Origin of the sequence: Desulfatibacillum aliphaticivorans DSM 15576 (assembly GCF_000429905.1) — a bacterium.
In the GTDB taxonomy this organism is placed as follows: Bacteria; Desulfobacterota; Desulfobacteria; order Desulfobacterales; family Desulfatibacillaceae; genus Desulfatibacillum; species Desulfatibacillum aliphaticivorans.
Map to the genome: position 1 here is coordinate 79,920 of NZ_AUCT01000002.1, position 17,780 is coordinate 97,699.

Below are 17,780 nucleotides of genomic sequence, written 5' to 3' on the forward strand. Positions count from 1 at the left end.
AAAACTCCGGCTGTGCGGGAAAAAATTTAAGGGAAGGCCGTCAGGCGCAAAACGCCGGAAAGGCTGCTTGGGCGCCTGAATCTGTTCAGGCCTTTTTTTTAGCGGCTGATAAAATTAAGCGGTCAATTGTTTAAAGTCGAAATCCGGACTTTGGAACTGCTCCTTGAATTGGGAAAAATCGCGATCCTTGCCCATGAGCTTGGTCACCTGAAAAAAGCCGGTCTTGTCGCCCAGCATGACGCACCCCACAATACGGCCGTTGTCAAAGACGATTTTCCGGTACACGTCTTCGGTTTCATACACCGCGGAGTCCAATTTTCCGTCCGGGTCCAGTTCGCCGGCCGCCGCCAGTTCCACGCCCGCCACCTTGAGGGTGTTGGCCATGGGCGTGCCCTCGTATTCCTGGGTTTTGCCGGCCATGTTGTTTCCGGCTATGCGGCCCTGTTCGGAAGCAGCGGGCCAGATGCCGTAGGGGCGGCCCTCAAATTCAATCACGTCTCCGGCTGCGTAGACGTCCGCCATGGAGGTGAGCATATGCTCGTCCACCTTGACGGCCTTGTCGCAGGCCACATCCACAGGCTCGGCCAGGTCCTTGCACGGCCTGACGCCGGCCGAGATGATGACCATGTCCGCATCAAGGCTTTCGCCGCCTTCCAATAGGACTTTTTCCACCCGGCCGTTTCCTTCAATGGCGCTGGTTTTGGAGTCCAGGCTGAAGCTGAACCCCATGCCTTCCAGGATGGCCTGGAGCCGCTTGGAGCATTCCCAGTCCGTCTGGCGGGGCAGCAGGCGGCTCATGAACTCCACCACCCGGACTTTTTTCCCCAGTTTGATCAAGGCGTTCCCCGCTTCCAGGCCCAGAACGCCGCCGCCTATGACAACCGCATTGGCGCATTTTTCGGCGTAACTTTTGATAGCCCGGGCGTCCTGGACATTACGGAGCGTAAACACTCCGGACAGGTCGGATCCCTTGATGGGCGGGACAAATGAACGGCTTCCCGTGGCCAGCAGCACCTTGTCATAGGAAATCTTCTCGCCGTCTTTTAAGGTCACGGTTTTGGAATCGGGATCAAGTCCGGCGACTTCCGCCTTCAGGCGGATGTCTATGGCGCGCTCCTGATACCAGTCGGGAGCCTTGATAACCAGATCGTCCTCATCCGTCTCTCCGGCGATGTATTCAGGCAGCCGAATCCGTGAGTAATAGGGCAAATCCTCTTCGGTCAGGATGGTTATGCGGCCTTGGGAGTCGGCCTTGCGAATGGTTTCGGCGGCCGTGGTTCCGGCCACGCCATTGCCTACAATCAAATAATGAGTCATGTCTCCACCCGGCAAAAAAAATCCAACCGGCCCCCTGGGGCGGAGGCCGGCTATTGATTGGCGACTAACACACAAAAATAATTGAAAAAATTATGAAGTAAGCCTGCACGGTCCGACGCGCCTCAAGCCGCCAAGGACGGGATTGAGCGAGGTTGAACCGACTATTTACGGCATGATGCGGCGAATCAGGCTTTGGTCAGCCGGTTCGTCAGAACCGTGACGTGACCCATTTCTTCCTTGATGATCAGGTCGATTTTGGCTCTGCCTTCCTTGCTGTCCACCAGGTCCTTCATGCCAAGGTACAGGACGATGGAGTCTTTCTCCGCCACAATGGCGTCTTTGAGGATGGATTTCATGGAGGAGAAATCCATTTCCTTTTTAAAGAACACCCGCATGTCGGCCAGGGATTTCAGGTACTGACCGGTTTCTCCCGCAGGATCAAAGGTGCTGGAATTTTTCAGTTCTTCGGCGAGGTCGGCGCGCAGCATGGCGAAAACCTTTTCGTGGTTTCTTTCCATGGCCGCCAGTTCCTCCAGGAATTGCTTGTTGTCGGCATCATCCACTTTTGCAGCGGCGTCGGAATAAAACTTGGCGCCGTTCTTTTCAATTTCTTCCGCCATTGCGAATATTTCATCTGCACTAAATTCGTAAGCCATGGTACGCCTCCTTAATAGGGTGACTAGTATGTTGGTAAAGATTATTGTTATGGCACAAGGATTGTCAAGAAGAGTTTGCCATATTATAATTTTGGGAAAAAAGCAAAACAATCAGGGTTTGTTCTGAATGAACCCTGCGGTTTCCGGCCAAAAACCAGGCATTATGCAAAGGAGTCAAGCCGAAAAAAAGCCTGAAGCGCAATACGGCCCCAAACTACAGCCCGACGCCGGACGCCGGCGGGCAGGCTGAACAAAGGGAGCGTAGGAAAGACATCCATGACGTTTTTCGGAAATAGCAGGGACCCCGGCGAAAATGCTTGACAGGTTTTACCCCGGGAGATACAAGATAAAAAGTATCTTATTTATCCTTCTTTAGGAGGCCCCGTGAGACTCACACGCGCAGGAGAATACGGAGTGCGATGCATCCTTTATCTGGCTGGCTGTCCCCGAGGGGAGGTGGTCAAAAAAAAGGAAGTCGCGCTCAACATGGAAATTCCGGATCAATTCCTGTCGAAAATCGCCCAGCAACTGGCCGTGGCGGGCATTGTGGAGATCATCCAGGGCTCCAAGGGAGGGCTGCGCCTGGCCAGGGATCCCAAAAATATCAGCCTATTGGACGTGGTGGAGGCCATAACCGGGGAGATTTTCCTGAACGACTGCGTGTCGGACCCCAACTCGTGCCGGAACCAGCCCACGTGCTCCGTCCACCGGGTATGGAGCAAGGCCAGGATGCAACTGCGGGAGACCCTGGGGGGGGCGACGTTCGCCGGGCTGGTGGAGGAGGGCCACTGCCTGCAGAAAAAAGATGATAGAGCTTAAGCGATTCTTGGTTTATAATAAAAAAAACACATTCGTATAACATAAATCAACCCCAACCCCGTGGAGGAGGCGCCTTATGGACGTTTTGATGCTGTCACGCCTGCAATTTGCAGCCGCAACCATGTTCCACTACCTTTTTGTTCCCCTCACCTTGGGTCTTTCCATCCTGGTCGCCATAATGGAGACAAAGTATGTGCGCACCGGAGACAAGGTGTATCTCAGGATGACCAAGTTTTGGGGAAAGATGTTCCTGATCAATTTCGCCCTGGGAGTGGTGACGGGCATTACCCTGGAATTTCAGTTCGGCACCAACTGGTCCCGGTACTCGGCCTACGTGGGCGACATTTTCGGATCCATCCTCGCCATCGAAGCCACGGCGGCTTTTTTTCTGGAGTCCACGCTGTTGGGCGTGTGGATTTTCGGTTGGAAGAAGCTGTCGGCCAAGGCCCACGCAACAGTGATGTGGCTGGTGGCAGGGGCGTCGTCCCTTTCGGCGGTGTGGATTCTCATCGCCAATTCCTGGATGCAGCATCCCGTGGGATACGTCATCCGCAACGGCCGGGCCGAATTGACGGACTTCTTCGCCGTTGTCACCAACGAATTCGCCATTTTGATGATCATGCACACCCTGGCCGGCGCTTACGTGCTTTCCTCGTTTTTCGTCATGGGCATCAGCGCCTATCATCTGCTTAAGAAAACGGATGATGAGTTTTTCACCAAGTCCTTCCGCATCGCCCTGGTGATGGGCGTCATCTTTACGATCTTCGTGGCCGTTGAAGGCGATATCCACGGCAAGGACGTGACGCAGAAACAGCCCGCCAAGCTGGCCGCCATGGAATCCCTGTGGGAAACCCAAACCCACGCGCCCGTTTATATGTTTGCATGGCCTGACGAGGAAAACGAGCGCAATGTCATTGAGATCATGCCGATCCCCGGCTTGCTGAGCCTCCTGGGCCACGGGAGCTTTGACGCCGAAGTTCAGGGCCTCAAGGACTTCCCCAAAGACGAGCGCCCGCCGGTCCTCATCGTCTCCATGGCCTTCAAGGGCATGGTGGGGATTGGCACCCTGCTCATCTTCCTGACGCTGTTCGGCTTGTGGAAGCGGGACAAGCTCCAGGAATACCCCTTGTATTTGAAAATCATGATGTTCGCCATCCCCCTGCCGTACATAGCCAACGAGTTGGGTTGGGTTTTGACGGAAGTGGGAAGGCAGCCATGGATTGTTTACGGAGTCATGAAAACGTCGGACGCGGTGTCGCCCATTCTGCAATCCCAGGGCGCCATTTCCCTGACGGCCTTTATTCTGATTTACGGCCTGTTGGGCGCGGTGGGATTTTACCTGATATACACCGCCGCCAAAAAGGGGCCTGAAAAAACCGAGGCTTAACGCCGAAGACCGCTTATAAAACGTTTATTCAACGACTTTGATATTTAGTGCAACAAGGAGGTTTCCATGGTTTTGCAGAATATATGGTTTTTCTTATGGGGCCTGTTATGGGCGATTTTTTTCATGACGGACGGATTCGTTTTCGGCATGGGGACCATGTACCCCTTCCTGGGCAAGACCGAGGAGGAAAAGCGGATCATGATCAACTCGGTGGGGCCTTTATGGGACGGAAACGAGGTCTGGCTGATCACTGCGGGCGGCGTGACATTCGCCGCGTTCCCCGATGTGTACGCCACCATGTTCTCCACCCTGTACACGCCTTTGATGCTGATTCTCTTCGCCCTGATCCTGCGGGGCGTGTCTTTTGAGTTCCGCGGAAAGGTGGACAGCCCCAAGTGGAAAAGGGTCTGGGACACGACCATTTTCATCGGCAACTTCGCCCCGGCGCTTTTGTTCGGCGTAGCTTTCGCCAACATCTTCCAGGGCATTCCCTTTGACGAAAACGGCATATTCCAGGGCACCCTGATTACCCTGCTCAACCCTTACGGGCTCATCGGCGGGGTGGTCTTTGTGCTTATGTTCATCGTCCACGGCTCCTTGTGGCTGGCCATCAAGACCCAGGGCGATTTGCAGGCCCGGGCCATTCAAACGGGCAAGAGGTTGTGGCCGGTCATGGTGGGCGCCATTGTGGTGTGCCTGATCGCCAGCGCCGTTTTTACGGATTTGTACGACAACTATCTTGCCAACCCGGTTCTGTTTCTCATTTTAGTATTGGCCGTGGCCGGCTTGCTCGGCATCAAAGTATTCATGGGCAAGGAAGCCTGGTTTAAAGCCTGGGGCTGCTCCTGCCTGTCCATCGTCGGCGTGACCTTTTTTGGAGTCGCCGGGTTGTTTCCCCGTTTATACCCCTCAAGCATCAACGCCGACCTCAGCCTGACGGCGCACAACGCCTCTTCCAGCCCCCTGACCCTTAAAATCATGCTGGTGGTGGTGGTCATTTTCATCCCCATTGTCCTGGCATACCAGACATGGGCGTATAAACTTTTCTCCGACAAGGTTACGGAAGAAGACCTGTCGCACGAGGAAGCGTATTAGGAAACCCGGGCCGGCCCAAAAGGGCTCCGGACTCACACGGAGCATGGGCCGGCCTATTTGAATCAGTGGCGCCTGATTCGTCATATTGTCTTACCAAAAACAGAGTGAAAGGTGAGTGGAATGTCACGAAATGAAGAACTCGACAAGGCCCTGGCCAATCTTCAGGCCAGCTCCGCGGACGTCCAGGCTTGCGCCGTGGTGTCTGAAGACGGACTGATTATCGCCAGCATGCTTCCCCAAGGGCTGGAGGAGACCCACATCGCAGCCATGAGCGCGGCCATGCTGTCCATGGGAAGCCGTACCTCCATGGAGTTGAAACGCGGTAAACTGCAGCAGCTTTTCGTCAAGGGCGAGGACGGGTACGTTATCATCATGTACGCCGGCCCCCACGCCGTGATGCTCGCCATGACGGGAAAAGACGCCAAACTTGGGCTGATCTTTTTCGACCTGGCCCGCGCCGCCGAGCAAGTGGAAAACATCTTGATGTAAAAGAGACGGAAGGACGCTGAGGTTTACCATGATAAAGTTATTTGAAAGCGCTGATCACGTTAACGTGATGTACAACGATTTGGGTTCGGGGGCTATGGTTCAGGCCAACCAGCACCTGGTGGTCCATAAGGGCGAAGGGCTGGTCCTGGATCCCGGCGGGCACAAAATCTACTCCAAATTTTTTCCCGAGATCGCCGCCATTCTGTCCATCAACAACTTAAAGCATATCTTCTTCTCACACCAGGATCCTGACATCATCGCCGCCGCCAACGGATGGCTTATGGTGACGGACGCCACAGCGTATCTCTCCACCATCTGGACCCGGTTCATCACCCATTTCGGCGTGGACGAACTGGTTATTGACAGAATCAAGCCCATCCCGGACGAAGGCATGGTCATTGAAGTGGCCGGAGAACGGTTTCCCCTGATTCCTGCGCACTTTCTCCATTCCTCGGGAAACTTTCAGGTTTACGATCCGGTCGCCAAAATCCTGTATTCGGGCGACCTGGGCGCCTCTTTAGGCCAGGACTACGCTATTGTCGAGAATTTTGACAACCATATCCAATACATGGAAGGCTTCCACAAACGCTACATCCCCACCTCCAAAGCCCTTAAAATGTGGGTGAACACGGTGCGCAAGCTGGATATCGAAATCATTGCGCCCCAGCATGGCGCCGTGTTCGGGAATCGGGAAATGTCCAACAAATTCATTGACTGGATCAGTACGGTAAGTTGCGGCCTGGACCTGATGGACGAGGAATATCCCATTCCCGCATAGCTGGAGCGCCAAGCAGTATGAACAGCAGTAACCAGGAATTATTCTCCGACGTCATTCGGGCCATGTCGCTGGTGTTGGATCTGGATGAGGGGCGTAAGCTCAATCATGCCTGGAGGGTGGGAGTCATGTCCCACCTGATCGGCAAGGCCATGGGGCATCCCCGCTGCGATCTTTTGTATCATGGCGGCCTGCTCCATGACATAGGATCCGTGGGTCTGAAGGACCACATAATCCACCATGCCCAAATGGGTTTTGAGGACCAGGAGGCAAGGGAGCACTCCTCCCGGGGGGCGGCCATTGTCAGGCCCTTTGCGCCCCTGGCCCCCATTGCGGACCACATCGCCTATCATCATGAGCATTATGACGGCGGCGGGTTTCCCAACGGACTCAAAGGGGATGAAATCCCCATGGAGTCCTCCATTTTGCAGGCCGGCGACATCATTGACGTGGCATTCCGCGGCATGCCGGCAAATGAGAGAATGGCCAACGTGGAGCCGGTGCTGCGCTATCACTCGGGACGCGCGCTGCCGCCGGAGACGGCGGAGGCGGCCATGGACGTTCTGGCCTCGAACCCGAAATTAATGGCCGACCTGTTCGATCCCGCAGGAATAAAGACCCTGGTGTACGAAGTCGAGGCCGTCCCCCCGGAGGCGGATAACTACTCCCGCCTGGATCTGTTGGGCCAGCTCTTGTGGCTGTCCGCCAGGATGATAGACGCCAAAAGCCCCAAGCTCATGGGCCACTCGGTGCGCGTCGCCTATTACGCCCAGAAGATTGCCCAGGCATTGGGCGAAGAGGATATCAACCCCTGGGACGTTTTATGGTGCGCGCTGCTGCATGACATAGGCATCATGGGGGTATCGCGCCAAGCCTTGAACAACTGCGCCCGGGGCGAATCCCGCCACGGAGCTTTCGAGCGCCATGCACGGTTTACGGTGGAGATCATCTCCAACATCAAGGATCTGGCTTACCTGGCTTATGCAGCGGGTTCGCACCACGAATGGTACAACGGAACCGGGTACCCCTTTGGCAGCAGGGCGGAAGGAATCCCCCTGATCGGCAGGATGCTGGCTTATGCGGACGCCTACGACTGGCTGACCAGTTGCTCCGTGGAAGGCCCTCCCCTGGAGCACCAGGAGGCCATGGCGAAAATCCGGCGGGAAACCGGCTCCCGGTTCGACCCCAGGATAGCGCCCACGGCCTTGATGGTCCTGGACTCATGCGGCGCCGGCGCCCTGCCCTTGCCCAAGGAAGCCATGGAATTCCAGCGTCTGTTCATGACTGACGACGCGGACGTGGCCAGCCTGACGCCCGGCAAACGCGCCGTAACCCTCACTCCGGAAGGGCGCGGGGCCATGCTGGGCCAGGCCGAAGAATGGATCCGGGTGGGATTATCGGAAAAGCTGGAAATCCTGGAAGGCCGAGAAGGGGTGAAGAAGCTCCTTGGAAGCGACGCAACCCGCATAATACACATGACGGAAGGCGACGCGGGCACCCAGAAATTCCTGGCCATGCTTGAAAAAAGCGAAAAAAAGGTGATTTCCACGGATCTGGCGGCCCGGAACGGCGTGCATATGGAGGCGATCTTCCTGCCCCGCGCAAGGGGATGGGACGCCCTGCTCCGAAAAAAAAGCGGCGGCGGCCAACCCGTCAAGCGCCTTTCCGTGCTGTATCAGAGCTTTTTGAACAGCCTGGAGGCCATTGTCTTCACGGACGGCAAGGGATTTATAACGGACGCAAACAAGGCCATGCTGGACCTTTACGGCTACTCCATGGAGGAGCTTTTGGGACAAACGCCGGCCATGCTTGGCAGTCCCGGCCAAAATGAGGTATATAATGAAATCCGCCGCAAGTTGGAAAAGCAGGCGGGAGGAAGCTGGTCCGGGGAGTTGAGCCATCGCGCCCAAAACGGCGAAGAGGTAACGGCCCTGGTTACGGTGAACTCTCTGTCGGATTCCACGGGAAATGCGGTGGGCCATATCTGGCATATGGCCGATATCACCGAGCGCCGGAATCTGGAAAAGGCCCTGGAAAGCCAGAACATCAAGCTGGAAAGGCTGAACCAGTTAAAAAGCGACCTCATGGCCGTGACCTCTCACGACCTGAAGTCGCCCCTGAACGTCATAGCCGGCTACGCAGGACTGATTAAGGAAACGGCGGGATTCGCCTCGCCGGAGACCATTGCCAAGTACCTGGACAACATTATCTTTTCCGTGAACCGGATGGTCAAATTCATCGGCCAGATTCTGGACGCGCAAAAAATCGAATCCGGCAAGCTGGATGTGGAAATGGAGCCGCTGTTCCTGAACGAACTGCTTCAGGAGCACGTGGAGAACATGGCCACGGCCCTGCAGAACGGCGACAAACGGATTATGTTTCAGGACAAAGGCGGGCGCCGCAAAGTGAACGCCGACCCCGAACGGATGGTTCAGGTTTTCGACAATTTACTGTCCAACGCCCTGAAATTCTCCCCGGACGGGGGCGCCGTGGAGGTGCACTACAAAGATGACGGCGGAGACCGGGTTGAGATTTTTATATCCGACGAAGGCCCGGGCATCCCCGAAAGCGACATGGAAAAAATTTTCGACCGGTATTTTCAGGTCAAGAAACAAGGGACTCATTCCACGGAGCGCACTTACGGCTCCGGCCTGGGGCTGTATATATCCCGGGAAATCCTGCGGATGCACGGCGGATCCATTTCCGTTCGCAACCAGGCTGAGGGAGGGTGCCAATTCATTCTCTCCCTGCCTGCTCTCCAGGCGGAGGATTGAATCTACAGGAAAGGACGAAGTCCGGTGATCTCATGGCGGGTTTTCTAATTCTCATTACGGACGATGAACCCATGCAAAGGGAGCTTTTGGAGGAATACCTCAAGCTCTCCCATTACCGGGTGATCCATGCCAAGGATGGAAATCAGTGCCTGGAAATGATGCAGCAGCATGAACCGGACCTTGTGCTGCTGGACATCCAGATGCCCGGCATGGACGGCTTCGCCACGTTGACGCAGATTCGGAAAATCCCGGCAATCGCCGACACTCCGGTTCTTTTTCTTTCCAGCCTGGACAGGCAGCACTTGAAAGTAAAAGGCCTGGAACTGGGCGCGGACGACTATATCACCAAGCCTTTTCATCCCCCGGAGCTCCTGGCCCGGGTCAAGGCGAGCCTGCGGCGCACCATGCGCTACCGTAAGACCGAAGGGCTCATGGCCGGGGACCTGGCCAACGTGGCTTTGACGGACCTGCTCCAGAGCATGGAGTTGGGCGCCAAAACCGCCGCCATCCGCCTGGACGGGATGAAAGCCAATATTTACCTGGAGGACGGAGCTCTGGTCCACGCCTCCATGGGGCCGTTCACCGGGGAAAACGCATTGGAGCGCATGTTCCTCATGGAAAAAGGCCCGTTTAAGGTGCAGTTCGACCAACTGCCCGAGGATCTGCCCAAAAGGTCCACCCCTTTGATGGCGGTCTTGATGAACGTCCTGGCGGAAGTGGACGAAATAAACGCCCACATCAACCGCATGAGCAAAGTCCCGGTGAGCCTGGAGCCCGGGCCGTCCTGGGACAGTCCGCCGGGATTGAAAGACCTCATGACGGACCCGCCCACGCCCTTGCGCGATCTGACGGCCCTCATGGGCGGGAGCCTGAAAGAGAATTTACTGGCTGTGGTGGACGCGGTGAAAAAAGGAAAACTAAAACCTTCAAAGCCCCGGAATTTGTCATAGGAGCCTGCGGGCTTCGTTCCGGGCGGCAGGGAAGCTGAATCCGGCTCCCATGCCCTGAACCATACATTGGGAGACAGATATGGCCAAGGTCATTACAGTAGCAAGCCAAAAGGGCGGGGTTGGAAAAACGACCACCGTGCTTAACCTGGGTTACAGCCTGAGCAGGCTGGGCCAGAAGATCCTGGTGATGGACGCAGACCCCCAGGGCGGGATTGCCATTGCCAGCAACCTGAAAAAGCGCACCACCCAGGGGCTCGTGGACATTCTCAAAGGCCAGGAGGACCCCTCCAAGCTCATCATCCCCACCAAGGACGACAGCATGGCGTTCCTTGGCGTGGGCGCCATGGAGCCGGAAGAGGTCATGTATTATGAGAAGGAGGCCCTCAAGGGGAACCTGTCCAAGACCATCCATGCCATCGCGCAGCAATACGAAACCGTGCTCATAGACGCTCCGGCGGGCGCAGGAAGCATTGCCTACGCCCTCTTGGCCGTCAGCAACAGCGTCATTCTTCCGGTCAATTGCCGGACCATGAACATGAAGACCATGGCCGGCATTTTAAAACTCATTCAACGAGTCAAGGCCAGGGCCAACAAAAGCCTGGCTCTGGAGGGAGTGGTGTTCACCATGATGGATGAACAAAGCCCCTATCAGCGGGAAATCCAGCAGGAGATCCTCCAGAGCTTTCCACCGTCCATTTTTTTCGAAACCGTCATCCCCTATGACGAAATGTTTGAATGGGCCTCCATGCGGTCTGTGGCCGTGGGCATGCTTCCCGACGGACAGGAAGCAGCGCGCCCCTATCTGGATCTGGCCATGGAACTGAAAGTCAGGGAACTGCAAAGCAAGATGAAAGGCGCAAGCAATGAAGACGCTGAAGGACTCTTCTGAAATACAGGAAGCGGCGCGTATTCTGGACGAACTGGCAGGCCCGGCGGCATGGTCCCCTCCCCGCACTCCGGGATTTATGAGGCGCTCCGCGCCCCAGCCCGCCCCGGCGCCCAGGCAGCCCCCCTCAAGGCCCTCCGCTCCGGCAGCCCCCACCCAACTGCCCCCTCCTCCGCCGGAAGGAGAAACCCGGGGCGCGCGCCTGGAGAACGTCCTGTACGCCATGTGCAAACGGGGCGGCTTTATAGGCGCCGTCATCGCCGACGACGACGGCCTGCCTCTGGCCGTTTTTAACAGCCCGGTGCAGGAAGAGGCCATCAGCGCCTTCACCATCGTCCTGGGCGACGCTTTGTCCAAGGCGGCCAAGCTCCTGGACCAACACGACGCCAACAATATTTCCATGGACATAAACTATACCGACAAGGTAGTCTTACGCAGATTTTTCATCAATGAAATACCATCCTACCTCATGGTGATTTGCTCCCAGGAGGTGGATGAACGCGGTGAAATTGAGCTGTCCATTGATCAGGTGGCGGGGATTCTGCACGCCCGTTAATGGCGGTCAATTTCTATTCATACCCTTGACGGGCGGGGTAATCGTACCTACATTTTCCAGGTATATGCCCTACTAAGCGCAGCTATGATGAGTATCGCGCTCCTTGAAAAACCGTCTATTTAGGAACTTTGAAAAAAAGTTCTTGACTTTTAGGAATAATTACTATTATTGTTCTCAACCATGAACGCCAACAATCAACCATATCGCCCCGAGCCCCTGCGCATGACCAATCAGCGCAAAGGCATCCTGGAGGAAGTCCAAAAGGCCAGGCAGCATCTTACGGCGGACGAGGTTTATGAACTGGTGCGGAAAAAGCAGCCAAGGATCAGCCTGTCCACCGTATACCGCAACTTGGAAAAGATGGCGGACGCCGGCATTCTGGCCCGGCTGGAGCTTTCCGGGAATCAAAGGCGGTATGACTGGAACACGGACATGCACCACCACGCGCGTTGCGTGCGTTGCGGCGCGGTGCGCGACGTTCCCCTGGATGCAGGCGTGGAGCTTGATCTTGGGAGCCAGGCGATTAACGGCTTCGCCGTTTCCGGCTTTCGTTTGGAGTTTAAGGGCATCTGTGAAAAATGCCGATAGGCGTTGGCCGCCTATATGCTGCATCAACTTAACCGATTAAAAAAATCTTTGAAGGAGGATAGCAACCATGGCGTCATTAAAAGGCACTAAAACCGAAAAAAATATTTTGACCGCATTTTCCGGCGAATCCCAAGCAAGAAACCGTTACACCTATTTCGCCAGCAAGGCTAAAAAGGAAGGTTACGTGCAGATTTCCGCTGTTTTCGAGGAAACCGCCGCCCAGGAGAAAGAACACGCCAAGCGCCTGTTCAAGTTTCTGGAAGGGGGCGAAGTGGAAATCACGGGTTCTTTCCCGGCCGGCGTCATCGGCTCCACCCTGGAGAACCTGAAGGAAGCGGCGGCAGGCGAAAATCATGAGCATACTTCCATGTATCCCGAATATGCCAATATAGCTCGGGAAGAAGGGTTCAATGAAGTCGCGGACGTGATGATGGCCATCGCCGTGGCTGAAAAGCAGCATGAAAAAAGGTACCTGGACCTGGCCGCCAACATCGAGGCCGGCAGGGTCTTCAAGCGTGACGCAACCGTTACATGGCGTTGCCGCAACTGCGGATACCTGCATGAAGGAAACGAAGCCCCGGCAGTATGTCCGGCATGCGCCCACCCCCAGGCCCACTTCGAGCTTCTGGGCGAAAACTGGTAACCGTCAACCATTGATTGCGCCTGCACTCCTCCGAAAGGCGGAGGCTTTAACGGCGCGGCAAACTTATGGAAAAGCAAATCAACTCAACAGGAGGTTAAAAAATGGCTGAAAGATTCCAGATCTACAAATGTGAAGCATGCGGAAACATCGTGGAAGTTTTGACCGGCGGCGCCGGCGAACTGGTATGCTGCGGCGCTCCCATGAAGCTGTTTACAGAAAACACCGTGGACGCCGCCAAGGAAAAGCACGTGCCTGTGGTGGAAAAGACCGCCGATGGCGTCAAGGTGACGGTCGGCTCCGTGGCCCATCCCATGGAAGACAAGCACTACATCGAATGGATTGAGGTCATCGTGGACGGCAAGGCCTATCGCGAATTCCTGTCCCCCGGCCAAGCGCCTGAAGCCACCTTCTGCGTGCCGGACGGAGACATTACCGTGCGGGAATACTGTAACCTCCATGGGCTCTGGAAGGCCTAAAAAACCGTCGCCCCATACTGCGTAAATCCCGCCCCGCTTTTCTCCCTTGCCGGGGTAAAGCGGGGCCTTCCATAAGGAGGCCCGAATGGCTACATGGAGATGCTCCAACTGCGGTTATCAGATGGAACAGGACGCACCGCCCAACGAGTGCCCGTCCTGCAAGCAAAAATGTGAATTTTTGGACGCGTCCTGCTATACGCCGGATTGCGAGGATACCAAGACGGACGACCGGATTAAGTAGGCCATGGCCCGACGCATTGACATATGGAAAAAGGGTCTGGTTCCGGCGGTTTTAGCCGCTGGCGTGCTCCTCTTTAATTCCGGCGCCCTGGCGCAAGCGCCTCCCTTGAGCGAGGCCACGGAAGGCTGCCTGATGTGCCATGAGGAGGCCACCCCGGGAATCGTGGCCGATTGGCGAAACAGCCTCCACGCCAAAACGTCTTTTACCATGGCTGCAGCTGCGCCGGAAAGATCCCGGAAGGTTTCCTCCCTGGCGCCGGAAGGCGAACTGGCCGAGGTCGCCGTGGGGTGCGCGGAATGCCACACCTTGAACCCGGATACCCACAAGGACACGTTCAACCATGAGGGCTTTCAGGTTCACATCGTGGTGTCGCCCAAGGACTGCGCCGTCTGCCACGCCCGGCAGACCGACGAGTACAGCCGGAACAAAATGGGGAACGCTCACAGGATTCTGGTGGACAACCCCTTGTACATGACCATGGTGAACGCCATCAACGGCCCGCCGGTCATCAAGGACGGCAAGCCCGTGACCACGGCGGCGGACGAGCTTACCAACGCGGAATCCTGCCTGGCCTGCCATGGGACCGAGGTGAAGGTTAACGGTACCCAGGTGCGCGAGACGGATTTCGGGGATCTGGAGTTCCCGGTCTTGGAAGGCTGGCCCAGCCAGGGCGTGGGCAGGATCAACCCGGACATGAGCGCGGGCGCGTGCACGGCCTGCCACCCCCGCCACGGGTTTGACATGACCACGGCGCGCAAGCCGTACACATGCTCCCAATGCCACAAGGGGCCCGACGCCCCGGCGTACAACATTTATTCGGTGAGCAAGCACGGCAACATCCAGGCGAGTCAGGACAAAGATTGGGACTACACCCAAAAGCCCTGGGTTGCGGGACGCGATTTTAACGCCCCGACTTGTGCGGTCTGCCATGCCAGCGGCGTGGAGGACGCAAATGGAAACGTGCTGGCCGAGTCCACGCATCAGATGAACGATCGACTGCCCTGGCGGCTGTTCGGGGTGATCTATTCCCACCCCCAGCCCAAGGAAGCAGATACCACCGTCATCCGCAACAAGGAAGGGCAGCCCATGGCGACCAGTCTGGACGGGGAATGGGCCAAGGATTTCCTGATTGACGAAGCCGCCCGGGAGGAAAGAAAAAACGCTATGCTTGGGGTGTGCGCAGGCTGTCACAGCCGCCAGTGGGCGGAAGGCCATTGGAAGCGCATGGAAAACACCCTGCAAACATCAGACGCGATGGTCAAGGCGGCTACGGACGTCATGGAGGAAGCCTGGAACAAAAAATACGCCCAGGCGGACAATCTCTTTGACGAATCCATTGAACGCAAATGGATGCTCCAGTGGCTGTTCTACGCCAACTCCACCAGAAAGGCCTCCGCCATGGCCGGGGCTGACTATGGAGTCTTTGCAGGCGGACGCTGGGATATGTCCAAAAATCTGGCGGACATGGCCCAATGGCTTGAAACGCAGAAAAAGTCTCAGTAGGGAGGTTTAAAATGGCCAAGGAAAGATATCAGATCAAATCGGAATGCCCGGAATGCGGGTGCGGCCTTATTTGCAACATGACGCCGGACGAGTTCAGAAAAAAATATGGTGACACCGACGGCAAAGTTAGGGTTAACTGTGAAAAGTGCGGTAAGGATCATGAAGGCTGTGTGATTCACGAAACCGAATAACAGTGAACTAAAGGAATCACCATGAAAGTCAGAACGTTTGCTTTGGGCGCTTTATGTACGATATTGGCTGCAGCGGGCCTTATGATTACGGCCGGCTCCGCCGTCTCGCAAAACGCGGGCGCCGCGCAAATGACGCTTAACGGAGGAAAGACCGGGGACGTCCCCTTTCCCCACGGCCAGCATCAGACCACCCTGGGAAAATGCGACGCATGCCACGGCATGTTCCCCCAGGAAAAAGGCGTGATCGACAAAAATAAGGCGGACGGCTCGCTTAAATCCAAAGCGGTCATGAACCAATGCACGGGCTGTCATAAAGAAATGAAAAAGGCGGGCGAAAAGACCGGCCCCACCTCGTGCAGGGGCTGCCACCAGAAAAATTAGCGAAAAGGCCGATTTCATCGGCGATACAAGACCACCGAAAGGAGAATCATTATGGATAGATGGGTATGTACGGTTTGCGGTTATGTTTACGATCCTGCAGACGGAGATCCGGACAACGGCGTAGCCCCCGGAACCGCATGGGAAGATGTGCCCGATGACTGGGAATGCCCCACCTGCGGCGCCTCCAAAGACGATTTTGAAAAAGAGTAACACCCTGTTTTTCGAGTAATTTTTGGGCGCCGGTTTCGCCCGGCGCCCTTACCTGTTCGGAGGGATAAGGACACAGAATCATGAAGCCCTTGGAAATAGCAAAAGATATTTATTGGGTTGGAGCCATTGACTGGAACATACGGGATTTCCATGGATATTCCACGTACCAGGGAACCACGTACAACGCCTTTTTGATCGTTGACGAAAAAGTCGCCTTGATCGATGCAGTCAAGGAGGAATTCACCAACGACATGTTCAGCCGGATCAGTCAGGTTGTGGATCCCTCCAAAATTGACATCGTCATATCCAATCATACTGAAATGGACCATTCCGGCGGCCTGCCCAAGGTCATGCATCGCCTGGCTAAGGACACGCCCCTTTATTGCTCCAATAATGGCATGAAGAATTTAAAGGCCCATTTTCATCAGGAGTGGAACTTCCAGCCCGTGAAAAGCGGCGACGAACTGTCTCTGGGCAAACGCACCCTTTCCTTTTTGGAAACCCGGATGCTCCATTGGCCGGACAGCATGTTCACCTATCTGCCGTCGGACAAGATTCTCTTCTCCAGCGACGCATTCGGCCAGCATTACGCCAGCCTGGAGCGCTTTGACGACGAAGTGGGCGAAATGATCATGCCTCACGCCGCCAAATATTACGCCAACATCCTGCTGCCTTTCTCCCAACTGGTGACCAAGCTGGTGGATCAGGTAACGGAAATGGGCCTGGAAATAGACATGATCTGCCCGGACCATGGCATCTTGTGGCGCAAGGATCCCGGCAAAATCATCCAGGCTTACGCCGAGTGGGCCAAGCAGACGCCTAAAAAGAAAGTCGTGGTGGTTTACGACACCATGTGGCACAGCACGGAAAAAATGGCGGACGCAATGGTGGAGGCCTTTAAAGACTTAGGCATCGAGGCCCGGGTCATGCACATTCGCTCCTGCCATCGCAGCGAGATCATGACGGAAGTCATGGACGCAGGCGCTGTGGTTGTGGGCTCCCCCACCATCAACAACAATATGTTTCCCACCGTGGCGGACTTTTTGACCTACATGAAGGGCCTCAAGCCCAAGAACAAGGTCGGCGGCGCATTCGGCTCCTACGGCTGGAGCGGCGAGGCCGTCAAGCAGGTGAACGCGGAGCTGGAAGCCAGCGGCTTTGATCTGCCCAACGATCCCCTGCGCGTCCAGTACATCCCGGACGGCGACAGCCTGCAGGCGTGCTACGCATTAGGCGAACAGATCGGCCAGGCGTTGCTGAAAAAGGTGGAATAATGAAAGTTCCGGTCGTGGATAACAGTACGTGCGTGGATTGCGAAGGCTGCATTGAGGTATGCCCCGAGATTTTTTTTAGGAATAACGCCGGCATGATCCAGGTGAAAGACCTGGATTCCTATCCCGAAGAATGCGTGGACGAGGCCATCAAGTACTGCCCGTCGGACTGCATTACCTGGGAGGACGAATAGGAGAGCGCCATGGAGCAAAAGGTTGTTTTGTTCGCATTCAGGGACGATCCCATGTGCTTTGTCCATGTGCTTTTATACGCCCTGGACTATGAGGCCAAAGGCTGGGAATCCAAAATCGTGGTGGAAGGCGCCGCAACCAAGCTCATCCCGGAACTGGCCGTGGAAGGCGCGCCGCGCCATTCCGTGTTCAAAAAGGTTTTGGACAAAGGCCTTTTCGCCGGGGCGTGCAAGGCCTGCTCCCAGGCCATGAAGGTGCTGGACGAGGTCCAGGCGGCCGGCCTGGAACTGCTGGATGACATGGCCGGGCATCCGTCCATGTCCGCGTTTCAGGAGCAGGGGTACACCGTCGTCACATTCTAATTTGCTGTATGCAAGCCC

Annotated in this window: 22 protein-coding genes; 20 read left to right on the top strand and 2 right to left on the bottom strand. The window is 56.0% G+C overall.

The annotated features are described in order from the left end of the window. Positions 1–114: 114 nt before the first annotated feature. Both G491_RS0102490 and G491_RS0102495 read right to left on the bottom strand, forming a co-directional pair. Entirely contained in the window at positions 115–1,317 is a 1,203-nt protein-coding gene (locus G491_RS0102490) for an NAD(P)/FAD-dependent oxidoreductase (protein WP_028313467.1), read from the bottom strand. Between the two features lie 185 nt (positions 1,318–1,502). Then, the gene (locus G491_RS0102495) at positions 1,503–1,973 is read right to left on the bottom strand and encodes a ferritin-like domain-containing protein (RefSeq protein ID WP_015947122.1); all 471 of its coding nucleotides are present in this window, start codon (positions 1,971–1,973) and stop codon (positions 1,503–1,505) included. Between the two features lie 384 nt (positions 1,974–2,357). Here G491_RS0102495 and G491_RS0102505 point away from each other — a divergent pair, with 384 nt between their 5' ends. The 20 genes from G491_RS0102505 to G491_RS0102600 all read left to right on the top strand — a co-directional run bounded on the left by G491_RS0102505 (position 2,358) and on the right by G491_RS0102600 (position 17,762). Then, on the top strand, positions 2,358–2,792 hold the full coding sequence (locus G491_RS0102505; protein WP_028313468.1) for an RrF2 family transcriptional regulator: 435 nt from the start codon (positions 2,358–2,360) through the stop codon (positions 2,790–2,792). Between the two features lie 76 nt (positions 2,793–2,868). Further along, entirely contained in the window at positions 2,869–4,179 is a 1,311-nt protein-coding gene (locus G491_RS0102510) for a cytochrome ubiquinol oxidase subunit I (RefSeq protein ID WP_028313469.1), read from the top strand. Between the two features lie 66 nt (positions 4,180–4,245). Next, positions 4,246–5,274: a cytochrome d ubiquinol oxidase subunit II gene (gene cydB, locus G491_RS0102515; RefSeq protein ID WP_028313470.1), complete on the top strand. Its 1,029-nt coding sequence runs from the start codon at positions 4,246–4,248 to the stop codon at positions 5,272–5,274. Between the two features lie 120 nt (positions 5,275–5,394). Further along, positions 5,395–5,763, top strand: coding sequence for a roadblock/LC7 domain-containing protein (locus G491_RS0102520; protein WP_015947126.1), 369 nt, complete (start codon positions 5,395–5,397; stop codon positions 5,761–5,763). A gap of 28 nt (positions 5,764–5,791) precedes the next feature. After that, entirely contained in the window at positions 5,792–6,541 is a 750-nt protein-coding gene (locus G491_RS0102525; protein ID WP_028313472.1) for an oxygen-binding di-iron domain-containing protein, read from the top strand. Positions 6,542–6,558: 17 nt separating this feature from the next. Continuing rightward, positions 6,559–9,312: an HD domain-containing phosphohydrolase gene (locus G491_RS0102530; RefSeq protein WP_028313473.1), complete on the top strand. Its 2,754-nt coding sequence runs from the start codon at positions 6,559–6,561 to the stop codon at positions 9,310–9,312. A 32-nt stretch (positions 9,313–9,344) separates the two neighbouring features. Beyond that, the gene (locus G491_RS33260; RefSeq protein ID WP_051326985.1) at positions 9,345–10,262 is read left to right on the top strand and encodes a response regulator; all 918 of its coding nucleotides are present in this window, start codon (positions 9,345–9,347) and stop codon (positions 10,260–10,262) included. 79 nt (positions 10,263–10,341) lie between these two features. After that, positions 10,342–11,151 carry a ParA family protein gene (locus G491_RS0102540; RefSeq protein WP_028313474.1) on the top strand — a complete coding sequence of 270 codons (810 nt, stop codon included), beginning with the start codon at positions 10,342–10,344 and terminating at the stop codon, positions 11,149–11,151. Beyond that, on the top strand, positions 11,126–11,704 hold the full coding sequence (locus G491_RS0102545; RefSeq protein WP_028313475.1) for a hypothetical protein: 579 nt from the start codon (positions 11,126–11,128) through the stop codon (positions 11,702–11,704). The genes G491_RS0102540 and G491_RS0102545 overlap by 26 nt, the downstream gene beginning before the upstream one ends. A gap of 168 nt (positions 11,705–11,872) precedes the next feature. Further along, the gene (locus G491_RS0102550) at positions 11,873–12,292 is read left to right on the top strand and encodes a Fur family transcriptional regulator (protein WP_248635299.1); all 420 of its coding nucleotides are present in this window, start codon (positions 11,873–11,875) and stop codon (positions 12,290–12,292) included. A gap of 67 nt (positions 12,293–12,359) precedes the next feature. Further along, a complete protein-coding gene (gene rbr / locus G491_RS0102555; protein WP_028313476.1) occupies positions 12,360–12,935 on the top strand; it encodes a rubrerythrin in 576 nt (191 codons plus the stop codon). A 101-nt stretch (positions 12,936–13,036) separates the two neighbouring features. After that, complete coding sequence (locus G491_RS0102560; protein ID WP_015947134.1) at positions 13,037–13,411, top strand: desulfoferrodoxin; 375 nt, start codon at positions 13,037–13,039, stop codon at positions 13,409–13,411. A gap of 85 nt (positions 13,412–13,496) precedes the next feature. Then, a complete protein-coding gene (locus G491_RS35835) occupies positions 13,497–13,652 on the top strand; it encodes a rubredoxin-like domain-containing protein (RefSeq protein WP_015947135.1) in 156 nt (51 codons plus the stop codon). Positions 13,653–13,655: 3 nt separating this feature from the next. Beyond that, positions 13,656–15,155 carry a multiheme c-type cytochrome gene (locus G491_RS0102570; RefSeq protein ID WP_028313477.1) on the top strand — a complete coding sequence of 500 codons (1,500 nt, stop codon included), beginning with the start codon at positions 13,656–13,658 and terminating at the stop codon, positions 15,153–15,155. 11 nt (positions 15,156–15,166) lie between these two features. Further along, a complete protein-coding gene (locus tag G491_RS0102575; protein WP_015947137.1) occupies positions 15,167–15,346 on the top strand; it encodes a hypothetical protein in 180 nt (59 codons plus the stop codon). A gap of 21 nt (positions 15,347–15,367) precedes the next feature. Then, positions 15,368–15,727 carry a cytochrome c3 family protein gene (locus G491_RS0102580; protein WP_028313478.1) on the top strand — a complete coding sequence of 120 codons (360 nt, stop codon included), beginning with the start codon at positions 15,368–15,370 and terminating at the stop codon, positions 15,725–15,727. A 51-nt stretch (positions 15,728–15,778) separates the two neighbouring features. Further along, the gene (rd, locus tag G491_RS0102585; protein WP_015947139.1) at positions 15,779–15,937 is read left to right on the top strand and encodes a rubredoxin; all 159 of its coding nucleotides are present in this window, start codon (positions 15,779–15,781) and stop codon (positions 15,935–15,937) included. 80 nt (positions 15,938–16,017) lie between these two features. Further along, the gene (locus tag G491_RS0102590) at positions 16,018–17,211 is read left to right on the top strand and encodes an FprA family A-type flavoprotein (RefSeq protein WP_028313479.1); all 1,194 of its coding nucleotides are present in this window, start codon (positions 16,018–16,020) and stop codon (positions 17,209–17,211) included. Next, entirely contained in the window at positions 17,211–17,402 is a 192-nt protein-coding gene (locus tag G491_RS0102595) for a ferredoxin (RefSeq protein ID WP_015947141.1), read from the top strand. Before G491_RS0102590 ends, G491_RS0102595 begins: the two co-directional genes overlap by 1 nt. A 9-nt stretch (positions 17,403–17,411) precedes the next feature. Further along, positions 17,412–17,762 (top strand): hypothetical protein, encoded by a 351-nt coding sequence (locus tag G491_RS0102600; protein ID WP_028313481.1) that lies wholly within the window; start codon positions 17,412–17,414, stop codon positions 17,760–17,762. Positions 17,763–17,780: the final 18 nt, after the last annotated feature.

Excerpts from the sequence above, each read along its gene's own strand:
- G491_RS0102525 (WP_028313472.1), top strand. The coding sequence starts at position 5,792 with ATGATAAAGTTATTTGAAAGCGCTGATCACGTTAACGTGATGTACAAC.
- rd (WP_015947139.1), top strand. The coding sequence starts at position 15,779 with ATGGATAGATGGGTATGTACGGTTTGCGGTTATGTTTACGATCCTGCA.
- G491_RS0102545 (WP_028313475.1), top strand. The coding sequence starts at position 11,126 with ATGAAGACGCTGAAGGACTCTTCTGAAATACAGGAAGCGGCGCGTATT.
- G491_RS35835 (WP_015947135.1), top strand. The coding sequence starts at position 13,497 with ATGGCTACATGGAGATGCTCCAACTGCGGTTATCAGATGGAACAGGAC.
- G491_RS0102575 (WP_015947137.1), top strand. The coding sequence starts at position 15,167 with ATGGCCAAGGAAAGATATCAGATCAAATCGGAATGCCCGGAATGCGGG.
- cydB (WP_028313470.1), top strand. The coding sequence starts at position 4,246 with ATGGTTTTGCAGAATATATGGTTTTTCTTATGGGGCCTGTTATGGGCG.
- G491_RS33260 (WP_051326985.1), top strand. The coding sequence starts at position 9,345 with ATGGCGGGTTTTCTAATTCTCATTACGGACGATGAACCCATGCAAAGG.
- G491_RS0102490 (WP_028313467.1), bottom strand. The coding sequence starts at position 1,317 with ATGACTCATTATTTGATTGTAGGCAATGGCGTGGCCGGAACCACGGCC.
- G491_RS0102520 (WP_015947126.1), top strand. The coding sequence starts at position 5,395 with ATGTCACGAAATGAAGAACTCGACAAGGCCCTGGCCAATCTTCAGGCC.
- G491_RS0102600 (WP_028313481.1), top strand. The coding sequence starts at position 17,412 with ATGGAGCAAAAGGTTGTTTTGTTCGCATTCAGGGACGATCCCATGTGC.
- G491_RS0102540 (WP_028313474.1), top strand. The coding sequence starts at position 10,342 with ATGGCCAAGGTCATTACAGTAGCAAGCCAAAAGGGCGGGGTTGGAAAA.
- G491_RS0102560 (WP_015947134.1), top strand. The coding sequence starts at position 13,037 with ATGGCTGAAAGATTCCAGATCTACAAATGTGAAGCATGCGGAAACATC.
- G491_RS0102495 (WP_015947122.1), bottom strand. The coding sequence starts at position 1,973 with ATGGCTTACGAATTTAGTGCAGATGAAATATTCGCAATGGCGGAAGAA.
- G491_RS0102580 (WP_028313478.1), top strand. The coding sequence starts at position 15,368 with ATGAAAGTCAGAACGTTTGCTTTGGGCGCTTTATGTACGATATTGGCT.
- rbr (WP_028313476.1), top strand. The coding sequence starts at position 12,360 with ATGGCGTCATTAAAAGGCACTAAAACCGAAAAAAATATTTTGACCGCA.
- G491_RS0102595 (WP_015947141.1), top strand. The coding sequence starts at position 17,211 with ATGAAAGTTCCGGTCGTGGATAACAGTACGTGCGTGGATTGCGAAGGC.
- G491_RS0102510 (WP_028313469.1), top strand. The coding sequence starts at position 2,869 with ATGGACGTTTTGATGCTGTCACGCCTGCAATTTGCAGCCGCAACCATG.
- G491_RS0102590 (WP_028313479.1), top strand. The coding sequence starts at position 16,018 with ATGAAGCCCTTGGAAATAGCAAAAGATATTTATTGGGTTGGAGCCATT.
- G491_RS0102570 (WP_028313477.1), top strand. The coding sequence starts at position 13,656 with ATGGCCCGACGCATTGACATATGGAAAAAGGGTCTGGTTCCGGCGGTT.
- G491_RS0102530 (WP_028313473.1), top strand. The coding sequence starts at position 6,559 with ATGAACAGCAGTAACCAGGAATTATTCTCCGACGTCATTCGGGCCATG.